The sequence below is a fragment of the Compostibacillus humi genome (genome assembly GCF_014637175.1).
In the GTDB taxonomy this organism is placed as follows: Bacteria; Bacillota; Bacilli; order Bacillales; family Amphibacillaceae; genus Oceanobacillus; species Oceanobacillus humi.
Map to the genome: position 1 here is coordinate 15,604 of NZ_BMEV01000010.1, position 19,022 is coordinate 34,625.

At 41.4% G+C, this 19,022-nt stretch carries 18 protein-coding genes and 2 riboswitches; of the genes, 11 read left to right on the forward strand and 7 right to left on the reverse strand.

The window, feature by feature from the left end:
- Positions 1-20: 20 nt before the first annotated feature.
- A riboswitch (SAM riboswitch) is annotated at positions 21-127 on the reverse strand.
- A gap of 47 nt (positions 128-174) precedes the next feature.
- From IEV18_RS03885 to IEV18_RS03895, 3 genes are all read right to left on the reverse strand, one after another.
- Positions 175-762 carry a Maf family protein gene (locus IEV18_RS03885; protein ID WP_188391068.1) on the reverse strand — a complete coding sequence of 196 codons (588 nt, stop codon included), beginning with the start codon at positions 760-762 and terminating at the stop codon, positions 175-177.
- A 163-nt stretch (positions 763-925) separates the two neighbouring features.
- Entirely contained in the window at positions 926-2,710 is a 1,785-nt protein-coding gene (locus IEV18_RS03890; protein WP_188391069.1) for a YhgE/Pip domain-containing protein, read from the reverse strand.
- Between the two features lie 25 nt (positions 2,711-2,735).
- The gene (locus tag IEV18_RS03895) at positions 2,736-4,802 is read right to left on the reverse strand and encodes an efflux RND transporter permease subunit (RefSeq protein ID WP_188391116.1); all 2,067 of its coding nucleotides are present in this window, start codon (positions 4,800-4,802) and stop codon (positions 2,736-2,738) included.
- Positions 4,803-4,957: 155 nt separating this feature from the next.
- Between IEV18_RS03895 and IEV18_RS03900 the strand changes: the two genes are divergently transcribed.
- From IEV18_RS03900 to IEV18_RS03910, 3 genes are all read left to right on the forward strand, one after another.
- Positions 4,958-5,530 (forward strand): TetR/AcrR family transcriptional regulator, encoded by a 573-nt coding sequence (locus tag IEV18_RS03900; RefSeq protein WP_188391070.1) that lies wholly within the window; start codon positions 4,958-4,960, stop codon positions 5,528-5,530.
- Positions 5,531-5,622: 92 nt separating this feature from the next.
- On the forward strand, positions 5,623-6,141 hold the full coding sequence (locus IEV18_RS03905; RefSeq protein WP_188391071.1) for a cupin domain-containing protein: 519 nt from the start codon (positions 5,623-5,625) through the stop codon (positions 6,139-6,141).
- 105 nt (positions 6,142-6,246) lie between these two features.
- A complete protein-coding gene (locus tag IEV18_RS03910) occupies positions 6,247-6,624 on the forward strand; it encodes a GIY-YIG nuclease family protein (protein ID WP_188391072.1) in 378 nt (125 codons plus the stop codon).
- A gap of 60 nt (positions 6,625-6,684) precedes the next feature.
- Here the strand turns inward: IEV18_RS03910 and IEV18_RS03915 are convergent, their stop codons facing one another.
- Positions 6,685-7,149 (reverse strand): DinB family protein, encoded by a 465-nt coding sequence (locus tag IEV18_RS03915; protein ID WP_188391073.1) that lies wholly within the window; start codon positions 7,147-7,149, stop codon positions 6,685-6,687.
- A 316-nt stretch (positions 7,150-7,465) separates the two neighbouring features.
- On the opposite strand from IEV18_RS03915, the gene IEV18_RS03920 reads away from it, so the two are divergent.
- Genes IEV18_RS03920 through IEV18_RS03930 form a run of 3 tightly spaced genes read left to right on the forward strand, consistent with a single transcriptional unit; the run spans position 7,466 to position 10,590 of the window.
- Positions 7,466-8,767 carry an SPFH domain-containing protein gene (locus tag IEV18_RS03920; RefSeq protein WP_188391074.1) on the forward strand — a complete coding sequence of 434 codons (1,302 nt, stop codon included), beginning with the start codon at positions 7,466-7,468 and terminating at the stop codon, positions 8,765-8,767.
- Between the two features lie 12 nt (positions 8,768-8,779).
- Positions 8,780-9,841 carry a TFIIB-type zinc ribbon-containing protein gene (locus IEV18_RS03925; protein ID WP_188391075.1) on the forward strand — a complete coding sequence of 354 codons (1,062 nt, stop codon included), beginning with the start codon at positions 8,780-8,782 and terminating at the stop codon, positions 9,839-9,841.
- A complete protein-coding gene (locus tag IEV18_RS03930; protein ID WP_188391076.1) occupies positions 9,835-10,590 on the forward strand; it encodes a TPM domain-containing protein in 756 nt (251 codons plus the stop codon). The genes IEV18_RS03925 and IEV18_RS03930 overlap by 7 nt, the downstream gene beginning before the upstream one ends.
- A 43-nt stretch (positions 10,591-10,633) precedes the next feature.
- Here IEV18_RS03930 and IEV18_RS03935 read toward each other — a convergent pair whose 3' ends face one another.
- Entirely contained in the window at positions 10,634-11,335 is a 702-nt protein-coding gene (locus IEV18_RS03935) for an EAL domain-containing protein (RefSeq protein ID WP_188391077.1), read from the reverse strand.
- Positions 11,336-11,430: 95 nt separating this feature from the next.
- Positions 11,431-11,520: riboswitch (cyclic di-GMP riboswitch) on the reverse strand.
- Between the two features lie 203 nt (positions 11,521-11,723).
- Here IEV18_RS03935 and IEV18_RS03940 point away from each other — a divergent pair.
- Positions 11,724-12,359, forward strand: a complete 636-nt coding sequence (locus tag IEV18_RS03940; RefSeq protein WP_188391078.1) for a YczE/YyaS/YitT family protein — start codon at positions 11,724-11,726, stop codon at positions 12,357-12,359.
- A gap of 182 nt (positions 12,360-12,541) precedes the next feature.
- On the opposite strand, the gene IEV18_RS03945 is transcribed toward IEV18_RS03940, so the two are convergent.
- Together IEV18_RS03945 and IEV18_RS03950 are read right to left on the reverse strand one after the other, a co-directional pair.
- A complete protein-coding gene (locus IEV18_RS03945; RefSeq protein WP_188391079.1) occupies positions 12,542-13,654 on the reverse strand; it encodes an NAD(P)/FAD-dependent oxidoreductase in 1,113 nt (370 codons plus the stop codon).
- A complete protein-coding gene (locus IEV18_RS03950; protein WP_188391080.1) occupies positions 13,651-14,103 on the reverse strand; it encodes a DinB family protein in 453 nt (150 codons plus the stop codon). Before IEV18_RS03950 ends, IEV18_RS03945 begins: the two co-directional genes overlap by 4 nt.
- A 241-nt stretch (positions 14,104-14,344) precedes the next feature.
- Here IEV18_RS03950 and IEV18_RS03955 point away from each other — a divergent pair, with 241 nt between their 5' ends.
- From IEV18_RS03955 to IEV18_RS03970, 4 genes are all read left to right on the forward strand, one after another.
- A complete protein-coding gene (locus IEV18_RS03955) occupies positions 14,345-15,274 on the forward strand; it encodes a manganese-dependent inorganic pyrophosphatase (RefSeq protein WP_188391081.1) in 930 nt (309 codons plus the stop codon).
- A gap of 185 nt (positions 15,275-15,459) precedes the next feature.
- Positions 15,460-15,732 (forward strand): DUF485 domain-containing protein, encoded by a 273-nt coding sequence (locus tag IEV18_RS03960; RefSeq protein ID WP_188391082.1) that lies wholly within the window; start codon positions 15,460-15,462, stop codon positions 15,730-15,732.
- Positions 15,729-17,267, forward strand: a complete 1,539-nt coding sequence (locus IEV18_RS03965) for a solute symporter family protein (RefSeq protein WP_188391083.1) — start codon at positions 15,729-15,731, stop codon at positions 17,265-17,267. The genes IEV18_RS03960 and IEV18_RS03965 overlap by 4 nt, the downstream gene beginning before the upstream one ends.
- Positions 17,264-19,021, forward strand: a complete 1,758-nt coding sequence (locus tag IEV18_RS03970; RefSeq protein ID WP_188391084.1) for a LytS/YhcK type 5TM receptor domain-containing protein — start codon at positions 17,264-17,266, stop codon at positions 19,019-19,021. Before IEV18_RS03965 ends, IEV18_RS03970 begins: the two co-directional genes overlap by 4 nt.
- Position 19,022 lies beyond the last annotated feature (1 nt).

Consider the following 19,022-nt stretch of genomic DNA (forward strand, 5'->3'; position numbering starts at 1 on the left):
CAACAAAGGGCTTAAGGCCGATGTCATCATTCAAAGCAATAAGCTTTGCTGGTTGGAGCACCTTACCATATCCGGCAGGTTGCTGTGAAGTCATTGAGCCAGTTCTCTCGTTCACTCTTGATAACCTTATTTAATTTCCTCCATTATACCATAAATAGGAAAAAATCTATTCGGCTAGTTGTCCCCGGTTATATTTGGATAAATGCCAAATTGTTTTAATTCCCGAACGACACGGGAAACAGGCAAACCGACGACATTAAAATAATCTCCGATAATTTGTTTGACGAAAATGGCTCCATAATGCTGAATACCGTATGCTCCTGCTTTATCATATGGCTCCTCGGTAGCAATATAGGCTTCAATTTCCTCTTTTTTTAATGGCCAAAATTCCACCTTTGTTCGTTCCGCAAACACTTTTTCTCGGTTTTCTGAACGGATACATACACCGGTATAAACGTCATGGATGTTTCCGCTTAATGAAGAAATCATTTCGAAGGCATGAACTCTATTATTTGGTTTTTCCAGGATTTGCTCCTCAAATGCCACAATCGTATCTGCTGATAAAATTACTTCATTGGAGTTGCTTATTGGAACTGCTTGTCCTTTTCGCTTAGCCAGCTCGGTTACTTTTTCCATTGGGTCCTTCGTTTTTATTTCAGATTCATCAATGTCAGGTATTCGTATTGTAAAAGGAATATTCACTTGCTTCAAAATCTGTTGTCTTCTCGGTGACGCAGACGCAAGAATCAATATTTTTTCCAAAACTAAGCCTCCTCTAGAATAGTAAACAAAGATACATAACGACTAGAATGATAAAATTGAAATATGCGCTTGGGATTTATGACTCTTTTTCCATACTATTGTACAAAAATGGAAAAGAAAAAGATACCAGTCTGGAAATACAGACTGGTATCTGTAAAATTTGTTATCGGAATAAGTCTAAAAGTCTCTCCCAAAATCCTTTCTCTTCTTTCTTCTCCGCTATTTCCGTTTCTGCTTCTTCCTTTGTCACACTTTCCGTTTTGATGACAAATTGAACCGAATTAATCTTTTCATTATTTTTCTTGGAGACGAAGGAAACTGGCTCAAAGTCGGATGAGTCATACTCCTCCATCATACGGTCGATTTCTTCTTGCATTTCTTCCGGCAAATGCATCGTCGATTTATGCAACTCGTTCGTTCCCTGATGGAGCTCGGAAGCTCCCGTTTCCAGATTATTTGTTCCTTCCGACAGACCGCTGATTCCCGAGTGAACATCGTCATAGGCGCGGGACAACTGTTTTACTCCATCCGTATAGCTGACCAGTCCGTCATGGAAAGCGGCATAGTGGGAAGCAATGGCGCCTATCCCATCTTGCAGCTTGGATAGAGATTCCTCGATTTCCGTATTATTTAGGGAGGCAGATACTTCTTGTGCCATTTCTTTGACTTGATCTCCCATCGCATTCACCGATTCACTTAAGGCTTTTAACGCGCCGTCAACGGTCAGAAAACCTTCCTGCAGCTGATGATAGACTGCTTTTGCGGTGACGGCATTTTTGTACGCATCTAATAATTGTTGAATGACTTCTTTATCGGCGTTGCTATTTAATAAAGACTGAACAGATTCCTCTGAAATCGGGGCGGAAGGCAATGTTTCCATTACATCGTTCATTGTTTCGTATGCGCTAACGTAACCTTCCCGCAGTGCGGCAATTTGGTCCTTCGTTTCATACAATCCATCTGCCAGTTTATATAATCCGTCAAATAATGCATCGATTTCATCCAATGCCGGTGAATTGCTATCCTGCATCGATTTTTCCATCGTTTTCAAAGAGTGTTGAATCGATTCGGATGCTTTCACCAGCCCGGCGGATGACTGGCCTAACTGGGAGATTCCGTCTTTATACTGGGAAGAGCCATTTTTCAATTCGCTTACGCCGCTATTTAATTGGGAAACCCCGTCTTGAAATTGAGATACTCCTTCATTGACAGATTCGATGGCATCAGCTAACGATTCCATATCCTTTGTCATTTCCTCCGTTTCCGGAAAATCAATGGCCATCGTGGAAGGGACTGCAGAAATTTCGATTCCCGCAAACTCAAAATCAGCGACTTCTGCTTCTAACGTAAAATCTCCCTCTTTGCCTGGCAGGACCGTAAAGTTAACTTGTTTATTTTTGCCGGCGTTGGCAATGATTCCGTCATCTGCTTTAATGTGCTTATAAATATCAGAATCTAAAGTAAATGAAATTTGTAACAGGTAGTTCTCAAAAAATACTACATCTGCTTCCTCGTTAGGAGATGTTTTGATTCGGATTGTTAATTTTCCGTCTTTCCCGAGCATTTCCTTTACATTCATTTTTTTGCCGTCTAATGAATAGGAAAACTGAAAATTCCAAGGCAAAGGCTGATTGTCCAAGTTCCCTTGATAGTAAAATCTCCCATCCGGAGCGTCAAATGAAATTTTATCCCCGTTTTTTTTGATTTCCGATGTATCGGTTAAATTTTTCAGGTTTGAATAATTGCCGTAATCGGTAATGCTGCCAGCTTTTTTTATTTCAAAACTATTTACGATATACAATTCATGCTGTTTTCCTTCTGGTGACAGCTTTGCGTATACGACTTCATCCTTCGCAGAATAATCCCCTGCTTCACCTGAACTTGCAGCCAAAGGTAAGGATGGAAATGCGAGCATCATCGTCATTGCAATTAAAAATATTTTTTTCATAGTTATCGTCTTTCCTCCTTACTAATTAATTTGAAGCATCTTCTGTATAGACGTCTCGTTTCCAGCTCATTTTATTGATCCATTTGTCAAAAATAACGAGCATGGCTGGAAGGAAGCAAATTACCATCGCAAAGGACAGCAATGTTCCCCGGCCCAGCAACAGACCGATGGAAGATACAATTGGATTTGATGAAGTATACGATAGAATAAATCCGACTAAAGATAAGATTAAAGCAGATACGGTAATCGAATATATTTTTTCATCCATCGATTTATGAATGGCTTGAATGGCGCCCATTTCTTTCCGGTTGTTCCGGTAATCTTCCGTTAATAATATGGCGTAATCGACGGTTGCTGCCAGCTGAACGGTGCTGATAATTAAGTAGCCGACATACACTAACGATGTATCGGTAAAATAGGGAATGGATAAGTTAACCCATACGGCAACTTGAATCGTTAACAGCAAAACTACCGGAAAGGAAATTGATTTAAAGGTGATTAGCAGCACGAGCGCAATGGTAGCAACAGTTAAAAAGTTTACTAGCTTGTTGTCCTTTTCCACCGTATGTTTAATATCGTATAGAGACGCACTTTCCCCGACTAAGTGTATTTCTTCTCCATAATATTGCTGTGCAGTTTCTTTTATCTTTTCTACTAAGGAAAAGGCCATATCACCTTCGGTGCCTGTATTCGTATGGAGAATCAGGCGGCTAAAGTTTTCCGAAAAAAAGTTTTCCGTAATCGAATCATCCAAAAATTCCGGAGGGATGGCAGCACTTACTCTGTTCACATAGGATAAGATGCTTGTCACTCCATCTAAATTTTCCAATTCTTGCACTAAAATTTCTTCCTTAGCCAAATCTCCTTTAGGAACGAGCAGTACCATAGGAGCATATTCACCAAATGCTTCCTCAATTTTTGCACTATCTTTCCCGGCACGGGTAGATTCCGGATGCTCCCCGATTCCATAGATAAAGTTCGTTTGTCCCTGTGCCAAAAAGGCAGGAACAATAACGAGAAATACGAGAAGAACGACAGGGTACTTCAATTTTAATATTGGTTTGGCAATACCTTTTGGTTTTGGCAGCAATGCTTTATGTTTCGTCTTATCGATCCATGTATAAAACAGCAGCGTAAACGCCGGCAAAAACACCATTACACTAATAAAACTGAGGAGGATTCCTTTGACGAGATTGATGCCTAAATCCGCACCAATTTCAAAATTCATGAGTGATAGTGCCATAAAACCGAAAAATGTCGTCGACGCACTGGCTGCAATGGCCGGAAACGACCGCTTCATTGCCAGCTGCATGGCCTCATGCGGATCTTCCGTTTTGTTCCGGTAATCGGAAAAGCTATGAAGAAGAAAGATGGCATAATCCAGCGAGACTGCCAGCTGAAGCACCGGTGCTACCGATTGGGTGACGAAGGAAATTTCGCCGATGAAAATATTTAATCCCATATTAATTAATACGGAAATTCCGATGGCGGTAAGGAAGAAAATCGGTTCTGCCCAAGACGTCGTGGACAAAATTAATATAATGATAATGATTGGAATTAATAATAGTGCTGCATTCAGCGATTCGGCGCCGGCCATTTTTTGGGAGACGGCATTATCCAACGCTTCGCCGTCCATGGCATTTTCTTCCCCGATGATTTCATAAATGGCATCGGTTGCTTTTACTTCCTCACCGTCGCGAATCGTCAAAGAAAATAACGCTGTTCCGTCTTTGTAGTAATCTTCTACCGTATCCGAGTCAGCCATTTCAATCGGTGTCGTAATGTCGATCGCATCATCCAGCCAGGTTACATTTGTGACACCTTCGATAGAAGCGAATTTTTCTTTATACGAAAGGGCTTCCTGAATCGAAACGTCGTAAACCATAACTCTTGTATTTGGAACGGATTCATCAAATTCTTTTTCTATCACTTCCTTCCCAACGGTGGAAGGGGTATCCTCCGGCAAGTAGTCTGCCATGCTGTAATTTACAGAAACATAGAATTGCAATATCGCACTAATAATAGCAACGATAAAAAATAAAAGCACAATCGTCTTTTTATGTCGTAAAATGGATGCGGAAATCTTGATGATGATTCACCCTCTCTTGCAATAGGAAAATAACTACTTTATTATTATATCGACACGGTGTTGTTTTAACAACAAAGAGTTCTTTTATATACATAAAGTTGATTAATCGGTTTGACAAAGTATTCATGCAATCAATGACAAAGGAAGGCGGAATGACGATGAACGAGAAAATGGATCGGAGAAAAAAATATACCCGAATGGTTTTAAAAGAAAGCCTTATTGAATTATTGCGCAAGAAGCCGATGTCGCTCATTACAGTAAAAGAAATATGCGAGTTAGCGGATATTAATCGCTCTACTTTTTATTCCCATTACACCGATGTATTTGATTTGTTACACTCCATAGAAGACGAAATCGTTGCCGATATGATTGCTTATTTAAACAAATACAATGTGACTAAAGAAGAAGAGTCTTTGTATATAACCGAGAAATTATTGGAGTATGTTGCTTTGAATCAGGAAGTTTGCAAAACTCTTATATCTGAAAATGGGGATATACAATTTCAAAAACGGGTAATGAAAGTAGCACAGCAGTTTTTGGTTGAAAATTGGGTGGAAGTCAGTGCGCTGGATGAAGAATTGTATGAGTATTTGAGCACCTTTGTTATCAGCGGGTGCATTCACGTCATTAAAGAATGGCTGGAACGAGGAATGGATAAATCTCCGAAGGAAATGGCGAAAATGATTAATACTTTTGCCAACAAAGGATTGGCGTCATTGCGGTCAAGCTAATTTGTGCTTGAGCTGTATAGATGAATGTACCGTGTTCATGAAAAGCGCATACAATATCGTGAAAAATATTTCCGGAAAGGGATGGTATTCACATGTATTATGCGCCTTTCATGTATGTGTATCCTGCATATCCAGCCGTACCGCTGACGTTTCGTACGATTAGAAATGAACAGATGCAGGATGCAAATCACCTGCAATTGAATGATGCTGGAAAACAGCCTTTTGTTGTTAATATTGAAGAAGCGAGTGTGCAAAATCAAAATTATCGTACCGCCATATGGACTGGGGATAGGCTTCAAGTTACGTTGATGAGCATCCCTCCAGGCGGAGATATCGGGCTGGAAGTTCATCCGGATACGGATCAGTTTTTGCGGATCGAAAAAGGGCAAGGTTTGGTGCAAATGGGCCCAAGGGAGGACCAGTTAACATTTCAACGGACGGTCGGTGATGATGATGCAATTATGGTGCCGAGAGGAACTTGGCATAATTTGACAAACATGGGCGCCGAACCGTTAAAGTTATATTCGATTTACGCACCGCCAGAACATCCTTTTGGCACAGTTCATACAACGAAACAGGAAGCAATGATGACAGAAAGGAAGCATTATTAAAGAGGAGACGTACCGCAGGGATTCCTGCGGTATTTTTAATTGTCCGTTCGTGTTTCCCGCATGTTACAATTAGTAAGACGATATTAAATATAGAAGGGATATATTATGAGAACGGTTCATTATCATCCCGATGCATCTTTATATGCGATAAAAGGAGTATTGACGGATCAACAGAATCTGACAATCGGCAAGCTCGGTTCCTTCCGTTTTCCGCCAGGGTTGTATGTGTATGTCGGCAGTGCTAAAAGGAATATTCGTTCCAGAATTGAGCGGCATTTAAAAGTGGACAAAAAATGTCATTGGCATTTCGATTATTTGCGTCCGTATTTGGAGATTACTGAGGTTCATACTTTTCCAGGGCAAGAGGGAGAGTGCGGCTTGTTTCAGCGTCTTTTGGGAGAACAGCAAGGAAAAATTGTTATTCCCGGATTTGGTTCTTCAGATTGTACGTGCAAAGCCCATTTGTTTTTTGTCCCCCTTTGATGTACGGGTCCGGGTTTACTGAAACAGCACCAGCATTTTCTGCTGGTGCTGTTTTCGTCCTTATCCTTGTTTGGAATCAAGGTAATCTTTTATCATTTTTATTTTCCCTAAAGCTTCCGATTCCCGATGGGACAGCACAATGAGCAAATCACCATGGGTTTGAATTTGTCCATACGGCACTTTAAACTTAACTTCCGATTTCCAAAACAATTCATCGAATTGATTGATGCGCTGCTGCTGATCGATAAGGTCGTTGATCAATTGTTCCAGGCTAGGCGGCGCCAAATTCCAGTCGGATACAGAAATGTCAGAACTGAACAGCTCTGCATATTCTTTAGGAATATTTTGTGAATGTTTCTGGCTGACAAACATCAGTTTTTCATGAACGAAAAGTACGTTTCCGATATGCCAGCGAATGGTTTGGGCAAATGCTGGATCTTGACGATCAATAATCCTTTCATCCAATTCCTGGATAAAGGTGAGAAATGAAGTTCTGGCAAAATTAAACGATTTGATTGGCGACATGAACATTTCCTCCTACAATTTTTCAACCTTAGTATAATGGAAGGAATATCAAAATGAAAGCAGGAGGAGTCGAGCCCGGTTTTTAAAGTATTCCAATCATCATTAATAAATTCCTATGGTATGATAATAGGGAGCAAATTAGTAAATATCGTAATCGGTAAAACAACTTTTTTCCCGACATTTGATACCTGAATGGCTTTTCATTCGTATATAAAAATAGAGCAATTATTGTTTCATAGTATAAAGCAAATAAAAAGAAGCTGTATGTTCCTGCAGTTGTTTGGCTTCGAACAAATTATTATTGGAGGGAGTATTTATGGGAATTATTAAAGCGGCAGCAGAAGCGGTACGGGGCGGCTTCGCCGATCAGTGGCAGGAAGTCATTGAAGCGAAGTCGATGAGTGATACGACAGTGATGTCGATTGGGGTGAAGGTGCGTCCCCGGGACAGAAGAAACCAAAATTTTAAAGGGACGGACAGTACGATTTCCAACGGTTCGATTATTCATGTCCATCCGAATCAATTTATGATGCTCGTTGACGGAGGAAGAATTGTCGATTATACGGCTGAAGAAGGATACTACAGGGTAGAAAATTCATCGATGCCTTCTCTGTTTAACGGCGAGCTTGATGAGGCGTTGCGGGAAACCTTTGAGCGGATTAAATTCGGCGGGGTGCCTTCCTCTTCGCAAAAGGCCTATTTTATTAATTTGCAGGAGATTAAAGGGATTAAATTTGGAACGAGAAATCCGATCAATTACTTTGATAACTTTTACAATGCAGAACTGTTTTTAAGAACACATGGTACGTATTCGATAAAAATTGTCGACCCGATTAAATTTTTTATGGAGGCGATTCCCCGGAATAAATCGGTCGTCGATATTCAGGAAATCAATTTGCAATATATGTCTGAATTTATGAATGCCCTGCAGACAGCCATTAACCAAATGTCCAGCGACGGCATCCGGATTTCCCATGTCACTTCAAAGGGAATGGAGCTGGCAAAGTATTTGTCCAACGTGCTGGATGAAGAGTGGACCCGATTAAGGGGTATGCAAATTGAGTCTGTCGGAATTAACAGCATTACTTATGATGAAGAATCGAAAAAGCTTATCAAGATGCGTAACCAAGGCGCCATGCTGTCTGACCCGACAGTACGGGAAGGGTATGTCCAAGGATCAATCGCCCGGGGAATCGAAGCAGCCGGTTCCAATAAAGGCGGAGCGATGCAAGGTTTCCTCGGTGTCGGGATGGGAATGCAAGGTACTGGCGGATTTTTTGGAGCAGCATCGGAAACGAACCGCCGGCAGATGGAGCAGGCAAACCAGCAAGGAAGTACCCAAGCACCAATCCAGCCGAACGAGAGTGCAGCGTGGAAATGCAGCTGCGGACAAAGGAATACAGGAAAATTTTGTACGAACTGCGGCACACCTAAAGAAGCAGCACAAAAAGAGACGTGGACTTGCTCCTGTGGACAGAAAAATAACGGCAACTTCTGCATGAATTGCGGGAAAAAGAGACCGAAACAAGTTGCCTGCACGAATTGCGGCTATACACCGCCGGCTCACCTGCAAATGAAATTTTGTCCGGAATGCGGCACAGCTTTTAAACAGGAATAGGGAGATGAGAATTTGGGGGTTATCGTATATAAGTGTATTAATTGCGGCGGACCGTTAGCGTTTAAAGCCGAAACCCAAGACTGGACCTGTGACTACTGTTTAAGTCAGTTTACGGAAGAGGAAGTACAGCAATTTATCAAAAAAGAAGAACAATCTCAGGAATTTTCTGCGGAAGAACAGGTGAGAGAGCAGGAATTTCAGGAAAAATCAGTCGGATACAGCTGTACGAGCTGCGGAGCGGAAATTGTAACTGATGATACAACGGCAGCGACATTTTGCTATTACTGCCACAATCCGACGATTATTCCGCGGCGTCTGGAAGGGGAATTCCGGCCGGAAAAAGTAATCCCTTTTAAACTAAGCAAAGAAAAAGCGGCGGAACTATTTATTGCATGGTGCAGAAAGAAACCATTGCTGCCAAGGGTATTCGGCTCCCAGTCCCAGCTGGAAAAACTAACGGGAATCTATGTGCCTTTTTGGCTGTTTGATTGTGATGTTTCTGGTAATGTGCAAGGAAAAGCAACGAAAGTGCGCAGCTATGTGCGGGGAGATACGAGAATTACCGAAACGAGGCATTACCGGGTTGGCAGAGAAGGAAAGGCGATTTTTCAAGGAGTTCCGGCAGATGGTTCGAAAAAAATGGATGATGATTTAATGGCTATTCTTGAACCGTTTGATTATCAGGATTTGGAGGATTTCTCCATGTCCTATCTGTCAGGCTACTATGCAGAAAAATACGACATGGACCATAATGAAGTGTATCCGCAGGTTACCCAGCTGCTGCGGACCCATATGCAGACACTGCTTACAAATACAATTCAAGGATACAGCACCGTATCTATCCAGCATTCCAATGTAAAGTTTCATAACGTCAAAGTTTCCTATTGTTTGCTGCCGGTGTGGATGTTTACGTATCAGTTTCAGGGGAAAACGTATGTTTTCGCTATGAATGGACAGACGGGCAAAATTGCAGGCGAACTTCCGATAAGCAAGGCAAGAGCTTTCGCCTGGTTTGGCGGTGTTGCTGCCGGGGTATTTGCCATCCTTAGCGCGGGAGGACTGTTCTTATGGTAAGGCAGATTTTTATTATTATCGCAATTTTTATTTCTTTTTCTCCTTATCTTATTTACGCTGAAGGAACAGAAGAAAGGGTATTTGACCAGGCAGCGCTTTTTTCCCAATCAGAAAAAGAACAACTGGAAAACCTGGTCCAATCAATGATTCAGCATACAGAATTGGATATTGCCATCGTTACTGCAGATGATGTGCAAGGAAAGTCTTCCGCCGACTATGCCCATGATTTTTACAATGAACATTCCCTTGGATACGGAAGTACGGCAGATGGATTATTATATCTGATAAATATGGATGACCGGGAAGTATATATTTATACGCGAGACCGGGGCTATGATTATTTCGACGACTCACGAATTGACAAAGTGCTCGATCAAGTCGTTCCATATCTTTCCGACGGACAATATGCAAAAAGCGCGGAAACTTTCTTACATGAAGCTGAACGGATTGTGTTAACGGAAGGAATCGTTACGAGTCCAGATGGGGAAGAAGAAGGAAGCATCTGGACGGAATTTGCTATCTACCTTGGTATATCCGTCGTTGCTGGCGGGGCGGTCATCGTCGTAATGATACTTGGCAATAGGGGGCGGTCGACTGTCCATGAAGGAACCTATTTAAAAGACGGATCCTTTCAGGTGACGAACCGGATGGATCAATATTATACAACAACCGTTACCCGTCAAAGAATCCAAAGAAACCGGTCCGGAGGCAGCGGACCGAGAATCGGCGGCGGAGGGAGAAGTTTTTAAGCGGGGAATCTAATAAAAAGCAGAGCGAGTGCGCTCTGCTTTTTTATAGCAATGGTTCGGGCTTGCCGAGTAGAAAACCTTGGCCGAAGGTAATTCCTAAACTTTTGGCAGACTCCAAATCCTCTTCATGCTCTAACCCTTCTAAAATAACGCGGGAATCGGATTCAAAAAACTCCAGCAGCAATTTTAGCAGTTTTTGTTTTTTGGAGGATTCCTTTAATCCTTGAGAAAAAAAACGGTCTATTTTTGCAATTGTTGGTTCCAATTCAACAATGGAACGGAAAGTAAATTCCCCTTTTCCCAAATCATCCAGCGCTATTTGAAAGCCATAAGATTTTAATTCATTTAATATGTGATTCAAGTCCTCTAAGTTTTCAACTTTTTCTGCTTCATTCACTTCAAACACAATGTGATTTGCATCGATTTTATTTTTTGCTTGCAGGGATCCGAACTTAAGCAAAAAGTCTTTATGCAACAGTGTAGACGGAAAAATGTTGATGAAAAGATACTTGTCTTCAAGTATTTGCTTATGTTTTTCGATTGTCTGAAAAGCTTCTTCAATCGATATCATATCCACTTCATACAGCTGGTTATTTTTTTTCGCCAGAGAAAAAAACTTTTCTGGATTCGGATGCGATGCCGAACGCAATAAAAGTTCATAACCATATATTTCGTTGTTTTTCAAATGATAAATTGGCTGAAAAACATGGTGGATATTTGAAAATTCCTTTGATGTATATTTCATTAAAATAACCTCTCTGACATTTACTCAAAAAAAGGCCATCCTTTATCTTAAGGACAGCCGAACATTCATCTCACTGTACATTAAAGAATGTCAAAATTGGCAGCCAGGCTATCATAGTTTCTGTATGAAACCTTAGACCCTTAGCTTTGCGTCCTATCTTTTCAGATAGTTTGCCCTTAGCTCATTTTTATATGAAATTTTCATCGAATTTATACTAATCATACCTTATATCCGAACGTCATTCAACATAATTCTACATTTTTCAGTTTCGTTTCGTTGTGAAACCGTTTTCGTCCTAATCCAAAAATAAGCAATTTTGTGTATCTTTTTTAAGAATTTTGATATGATTTAGATTATCCTTCGATAAATTTGAACATAAAGGCAGGTAATGGGAATGTCAGGTCTTCGCTGGTCGGTATACTTCATCGGTCTGGTCATTTTCAGTTTGGGAATAACGATTACAATTAATGTGCAGCATCTCGGGCTTCACCCTTGGGACGTGCTCAATGTTGCTTTTTATGAAAAATTCGGCTTAACGATAGGATCCTGGGCAATTATTTTTTCTGTTTTGCTGATTATTGTTTCTTGGATTTTAGATAAAAGCTATATTAAGGTAGGTACTTTTCTGAACGCTGTTTTAGTCGGCGCTTTTGTTGATTTATACATGTATCTTGATTTTCTGCCAAAAGCAACCCATACGTGGACAGATATATTAGTGATGATCATTGGTATCATCGTTATGGGAATTGGCGGAGGTGTTTACAATGCAGGAGGCATAGGCTCTGGACCGAGGGATGGGTTTATGTTGTCCATTTCTGACAAAACAGGAATGTCCATTGGCAAGGTAAGAATCATTACAGAAACTATAGTTTTAATTATTGGTCTCCTTCTTGGCGGTCCGGTTTTTGTTATGACGTTTATCTTTACTTTTATCCAAAGTCCAATTTTTCAGTTTACCTATGTTGGATTAAAAAATTACATCGAGCAGCTGGAAGAAAAAAACAAGAAGAAACTCACGGCATAGTAAATAAAGTGCAGGGGGAAGTCGATGAGTAAAGATAGATGGTTTACGGTTCAACAGCTCGACCATTCTACCTTTTGCGAGAAAATAATCTTGCCAGGTTTGGAACAGGAATTCATCAATTTAATGGCTTTAGTATAAAATTTTAATGAAAGAAAAACCAAGTGAGCGACTCACTTGGTTTTTTATTTTAGCGCGCCATCGACATTATATTCCGCCAAATCTATTTCTATTTCTTTACCCAGGGCCAAATTTGCCAATTGTTTTCCGACAAAAGGTCCCATTGTTAATCCGGAGGAACCGAGACCATTGGCAATCAGCAGGTTATCCAGTCCAGGAATATTTCCAATGACTGGGAGGAAGTTCGGTGTTACCGGGCGAAAACCGACTTTTGCTTGCAAAAGGCTGCTATTAATTAATCCCGGGGCTATCGGGAGTATTTTATTCAAAATTTCATACATTGCTCCGATTGTCGGCCGGGAATCAAATTCTTCCGTATCTTCATGGGTGCTGCCAATGACAAGCCGGTCGGCAAAACTTAAAATGAGCTGGCTTGTTGGCGTAAGCACGACTGGCCACTTGGATGTTTCCATATTCGGCAGCTGGACGTGCAAAATTTGCCCTTTTTGCGGAGCCACCACAAAATGAATGTTTAAAGGGAGGAGAAGTTCTTTCATCCACGCTCCATTGGCTGCAATGACGATATCTGCTTCCAAGACTATTTCATTCACTTTGCAGCCGGATAACTTACCGCCGGAATGGATAAGCTCTGCATTGCCTTTTATGAAAGCTGCACCGTATTTTTCCGCAGCACGAATTAAAGCGTGACGCATGCGTTTTCCGTCTACCCTGGCAGCACCGCTAATATAAACCGAACGGAACCCGTCCGCCAGAAGAGGAAACTGTTCTTTCGTTTCTTGTTCGTCGAGAAGTTCTATTTTACCTATTTCCGGTGCATCTGCCCGGCGTTTTCGCGCACGTTCCTCCATCTTCCTCATTTTATCTTCATCCTGGTGCAAACTTAAGGCACCGACTTGGGAGAAGCCAGTCTCTGTTTCACCCATTTCCTCCAGCTCTTGAACGAGTTCAGGGTAAAGGCGGGCACCTTCTTTTGCCAGCTCGTACCAGGCTTTATTTCGCCGTTGGGATATCCACGGACAAATCATGCCTGCAGCCGCATCGGTTGCCTGTATATTGTCATTGCGATCAACAATGACTACTTCTGCTCCGTTTTTTGCAAGATAATAGGCGGCGGATGCTCCTAAAATACCTGCTCCAACAATGGTAATGCGCTTCATGATTTTGTAATCACTTGGTGCATCGCTTTCGCTTTTCCCAAATGTTCGCTTTCATGCTGGATGATCATTTGGAAAAGTTCACCAAAGGTTTTAAAGTTGCCAAAAGGCAAGGTGAATGGCAGATTTTTCTCAAAGAAGCTGTCGTCCAATGCCATAATTCGGTTTTTTTGCGCTTCTAATTGGTCAACAAGTTCCTTTAATGAAGGAGGTTCATTTTTCCAATCGGAAGGTTTTGTCCCTGTTCCGAACAGTTTTTCGTAATGTTCGGGAATATTGGTTGAATGTTTTGGAAAACCAAATAATAAACTTTCTGCCGCAACGAGAATATGGCCGATATGCCAGCGAATCGTATTGTTAAAATAGGGAGCTTTTTTATCCGCTGCCCCTTCATCCAATGTGTTGACATAAGAAATTACTGCATTTCGTGTGTATTCAAATACCTCTATCAAGATTCATCCCTCCAATTGATTTCTATTTATACTATAAAAGATGGGACGAAGAAAAGTAAATAAAATTGCTATTCACCGTTAAGCGGAGGAAGGGCTTGCAGAATGGCATAAATCATTTGTTTTCCGGCTATAATATCAATTTAAAGCATCTATGACTCGAATAAGAGAAAATACTACTCATCCATGAAAAAAGTATGATAATCTATAAGATGGAAATCTATACATAAAAGGAGAATCGACTATGGCAAAGACTTTGGTTTTTGGACATAAAAACCCGGATACGGACACGATTTGTTCTGCTATTGTATATGCGAATCTGAAAAACAAATTAGGGTTTTCGGCCGAACCGGTAAGATTAGGAGAGGTGAACAAGGAAACCCAGTATGCCCTCGATACTTTTGGAGTAGAAGCTCCACGGTTTATTGAAAAAGTAGAGGATGACGTAGAGTCGGTTATTTTAGTAGACCATAACGAGTTCCAGCAAAGTGTGGATAACATTCGTGACGTCCGTATTGCTGAAGTAATTGATCATCATCGTATTTCCAATTTTGAAACAAAAGACCCGCTTTATTTCCGGGCCGAACCGGTCGGCTGTACCGCAACGATTCTTTTAAAACTGTACAAGGAAAATAATGTGGAAGTGAGCAAAGAAATGGCAGGACTTATGCTTTCGGCCATCATTTCCGATTCCTTGTTATTCAAATCGCCGACCTGCACCGAGGAAGATGTGCAGGCTGCTAAAGAGCTGGCAGCTATTGCCGGGGTGGACGCAGAGAAATATGGTCTCGACATGCTGAAAGCCGGGGCAGATTTAAGCGATAAATCGGCGAAAGATTTGCTTACTTTAGATGCAAAAGTATTTTCTATGGGCGGTCACAAAGTGGAAGTCGCTCAAGTCAATACTGTAGATGTAAGCAAAGTCTATGAAAACCAGGAAGAAATAGAAAAGGAAATCTCCCAGCTTATTTCAGAAAAAGACTTGGAGCTATTTTTATTAGTCGTAACCGATATTCTTAACAATAACTCGGAAGTGCTTGCTATCGGCAATGGACAGAAGAAGGTGGAAGAAGCATTTAAGGTGATGCTGGACAACAATCGGGCATTGCTGAAAGGCGTCGTTTCCCGGAAAAAACAAATCGTTCCTGTTTTAACGGAAGCATTTAATCAATAAAAATATTTAAGCCGGCAGGATAGGAGGAATTCTATTCTGCCGGCTTATATTTTCCATTCATTTTTTGCGCTTTCATTGTATTCTTTACTTTATAGCTGCTGTACGTTATAATTTAATATAATCTTAATTTACAGAATATATAAAATGTTCGTAATCAAGAATTCGTTTATGATGAGGTTCATGTTATGGAAAAGTTATTTCATCAATATATTAAAAAGAAACAGAGGTTTGTCCTCGTCTCCGTTATTTGCATCTTTCTCTTTTACTTTTCTTTGCCGCTGTCGTTAATTTTTTTTCCGCAGTTAATGAAAAATAACAAAGATTTCCATATATTTTTTGCTTGGGGATATGCCTTTCTTCAGTTTTTTATGACATGGTTTATCGGCTGGGTGTACACACGGAAGGCAAAATATTGGGATGAGCTGCTTGAACGGATGAAACAGGAGGAAAAGCGGTGAACATTACCTATTTCCTTTTCTTTATTTGTATTGTTGTGTGCACGTTGATTATTACATATTGGGCTGCGAAAAAAAGCAATACGACAAGTCAATTTTATACTGCTGCTGGCAGTTTAACCGGCACACAAAATGGACTGGCCATCGCCGGAGATTATATTAGCGCTGCGTCTTTTTTAGGTATCATTGGGGCGATTGCTTTATACGGATACGATGGATTCTTATATTCTATCGGCTTTCTCGTTTCCTATTTAATTGTTTTGCTTCTTGTTGCTGAGCCAATCCATCATTTAGGAAAGTTTTCTTTAGGGGATGTCATATGTGCCCGGTTTCCCAGCACGAAAATGCGCTGGATGATGGCGGTCAGTTCCTTTATTATTTCCATACTATATTTAATTCCCCAATTAGTTGCTGCGGGTCTGTTAATTCGTTTGCTCTTAGATATTAATTACACTGCATCTGTTTTGGTAATCGGCAGTCTTATGACGATTTACGTTGCATTTGGGGGAATGCTGGCTACTTCTTGGGTGCAGATTATTAAGACGATTGTGCTTTTAGGAGGAGTTTTTTTACTGTCGCTCATCGTCTTTTCCCGGATTCAATGGAATATCTCCGATCTTATTCAGCGGGTGGAAGAAGGAACGGTATGGGGAGAAAAATATTTTCTGGCCGGCCAATTGTTTGACAGTCCGATAGAGATCATTTCACTATCCCTTGCTTTAATTTTAGGTACGGCAGGACTGCCCCATATTCTTATTCGTATGTATACCGTCCGAGATACAACGGAAGTGCGGCGTTCCATTTTAACCGCAACATGGATAATCGGCAGCTTTTATTTCATGACATTGATTATCGGCTTCGGGGCTGTCGCATTCATCGGCTATCAGCGGCTGTTTGATGTGGACTCAACAGGAAACTTGGCAGCTCCTCTGTTAGCCCAGGAATTGGGAGGGGATTTCCTATTAGCCTTTATATCAGCCATTGCTTTTACAACGATTGTTGCTGTCGTTGCCGGTCTCGTCATCTCAGCTACGACTGCTTTCTCCCACGATATTTATCATCACATTATAAAGAAGGGAAACTCGACGGAGCAAGAACAATTAAAAGCTGCCCAATGGACAGCCCTTGCTATTGGCATTATTGCTGTTCTTTTTGCCCTCGGATTGGAAAATGTCAACGTTACGTTTCTCGTTTCCTTAACGTTTACCGTTGCCGCTTCCAGTAATTTTCCGGTGCTTTTATTTACTCTTTATTGGAAACGATTTAATGAAACCGGTGCAATTGCAGGAATGATTTGCGGATTAATAACGTCTCTCATGTTATTGCTCCTCGGCCCCCATGTAATGGACCCGAATGTTGGCTGGATTAAAAGAGAAGCATTTCATAGTTTATATAATCCAGGGATATTTGCTATTCCGGCAGGTTTTTTAAGTGCAATCATCGGATCATTTTTTGCAAAGCCTGAGCCGCACGATGTTTTCTGGCGATTTTATCAAAAGGCACATACTGGTGCAGACGCGGGGAGAGATGAGAAATGAAAGATTTAACCGTCGTTCTGTTTGAACGGTTAGGGCTTGTATTGATCTTCGCCTTTGTTCTTACGAGAACCCCGGGGTTCCGTTCGTTGCTGTATCGGGAGTTTAATCGGAAGATGATTTTCGTACATGCTTTCGTCTTCGGCCTGTTTGGAATCGCCAGCACGATGATGGGAATTATTATTGATGGGGATACGGTCGTTATTCCGAACCTTTTATGGTCGGTGGAAAATGATCAGGTTGCAGTAAGCTCCAGCTTAGTAGCTGTCGTTATTGCCGGCTTGCTCGGAGGTCCTCTTGTAGGACTAGGTGCAGGGATGATTGCGGGTATTCATTTATTTTTCCTCGGCGGCATCGGCTGGCTGGCAAATGTTTTCGTCAATCCTTTAACAGGCCTTCTAGCAGGGCTTACTGCCAGGTTTTTCTCCCAGGAAAGGGTCATTTCCCCTATGAAAGCATTGTTTATCGGCGTTTTTCCGCCTATTTTGCAGATGCAGCTCATGCTAGTTTTTCATCCGCATGCAGATCATATGGTAGCCGTTGTCGATCAGATCGGACTGCCCCTTGTGTTATCGAATAGTATTGCCATTGCTATTTTTACGGCAATGATAGGCATTGTATTGAAAGAACAGGAAAACGAAGCTGCCATGTCTACGAGACGGGCACTGACGATTGCCGAAGAAGCACTCCCGTTTTTAGAAAAAGGGTATCGGAAAGAGATGGCCATCGGCATTTCCAATTTGCTGTATGAACGTCTGGAAATTGCTGCTGTTTCTGTCACAGATGGGGAAACGATATTGGCCCATAAAGGGCTGGGAGCGGACCATCACTTGCCGGGAGAGGAGATTGTCACCACTATTTCTCAAGAAGCATTGGAAAATAAAAAAACAAAGGTTGCCTATACACGGGAGGAGATTCAATGTCAGCATCCGAATTGCCCGTTGGAAGCAGCAATCATTATTCCTATTGGAGCATCGGATCACGCGAAAGGTTTAATCAAATTTTATTATCGTAAAGCCCAGCACATCCGTCCTGCCGATCTCGTGCTGGCAGAAGGGTTAGGAAAGCTGATTTCAAACCAGCTGCAAGCGATAGAAGCGGAAAGATTAAAAGCCTATATGCGTGATGCCGAATTAAGAAATCTTCAAGCGCAAATTAATCCCCACTTTCTTTTCAACACATTGCATATCATCGCTGCTCTTTTTCGCAAGGAACCGGAAAGAGCGAGACATATCACCGTTCAATTAGCAAATTATATGCGATTTAATCTTGGGCTCGTATCGAATTCTCTCATTGAATTGGAAAGAGAATGCGAACATGTAAGAGCATATATTGAAATAATACAAGCCCGTTTTGCCGGCAGACTGCAAATCACTTTCCATCAGGCGCGGGGGATTTCCCAAGTTTATGTACCGCCATCAACTATCCAGCCGCTAGTAGAAAACAGTGTCCAGCACGGATTGAAAAATGTAATTCATAACGGAAAAATTGAAGTAAGAATCGAAAAGATGGAAGATTCCATTCGAGTGACGGTTACAGACAATGGCTCTGGCTTTCCTGAACATATTTTAACCAATGCAGGGGAAAAGGAATTGACAAAAGGTGAAAAATCGACAGGCCTGTATAACGTGAACCAGAGGCTAATCCGCTTATTAGGCGAAAAGTCGCGGCTTCATATAAAAAATTTGCCGGCTGGGGGCAGTGAAGTATCATTTTCCATTCCAATGGTGATTCAAAAGGAAGTTGAGGTGTCTTAAT

Excerpts from the sequence above, each read along its gene's own strand:
- IEV18_RS03915 (WP_188391073.1), bottom strand. The coding sequence starts at position 7,149 with ATGTCGCCAATCAAATCGTTTAATTTTGCCAGAACTTCATTTCTCACC.
- IEV18_RS03940 (WP_188391078.1), top strand. The coding sequence starts at position 11,724 with ATGGGAATGTCAGGTCTTCGCTGGTCGGTATACTTCATCGGTCTGGTC.
- IEV18_RS03890 (WP_188391069.1), bottom strand. The coding sequence starts at position 2,710 with ATGAAAAAAATATTTTTAATTGCAATGACGATGATGCTCGCATTTCCA.
- IEV18_RS03905 (WP_188391071.1), top strand. The coding sequence starts at position 5,623 with ATGTATTATGCGCCTTTCATGTATGTGTATCCTGCATATCCAGCCGTA.
- IEV18_RS03935 (WP_188391077.1), bottom strand. The coding sequence starts at position 11,335 with ATGAAATATACATCAAAGGAATTTTCAAATATCCACCATGTTTTTCAG.
- IEV18_RS03920 (WP_188391074.1), top strand. The coding sequence starts at position 7,466 with ATGGGAATTATTAAAGCGGCAGCAGAAGCGGTACGGGGCGGCTTCGCC.
- IEV18_RS03910 (WP_188391072.1), top strand. The coding sequence starts at position 6,247 with ATGAGAACGGTTCATTATCATCCCGATGCATCTTTATATGCGATAAAA.
- IEV18_RS03955 (WP_188391081.1), top strand. The coding sequence starts at position 14,345 with ATGGCAAAGACTTTGGTTTTTGGACATAAAAACCCGGATACGGACACG.
- IEV18_RS03960 (WP_188391082.1), top strand. The coding sequence starts at position 15,460 with ATGGAAAAGTTATTTCATCAATATATTAAAAAGAAACAGAGGTTTGTC.
- IEV18_RS03900 (WP_188391070.1), top strand. The coding sequence starts at position 4,958 with ATGAACGAGAAAATGGATCGGAGAAAAAAATATACCCGAATGGTTTTA.
- IEV18_RS03945 (WP_188391079.1), bottom strand. The coding sequence starts at position 13,654 with ATGAAGCGCATTACCATTGTTGGAGCAGGTATTTTAGGAGCATCCGCC.
- IEV18_RS03970 (WP_188391084.1), top strand. The coding sequence starts at position 17,264 with ATGAAAGATTTAACCGTCGTTCTGTTTGAACGGTTAGGGCTTGTATTG.
- IEV18_RS03930 (WP_188391076.1), top strand. The coding sequence starts at position 9,835 with ATGGTAAGGCAGATTTTTATTATTATCGCAATTTTTATTTCTTTTTCT.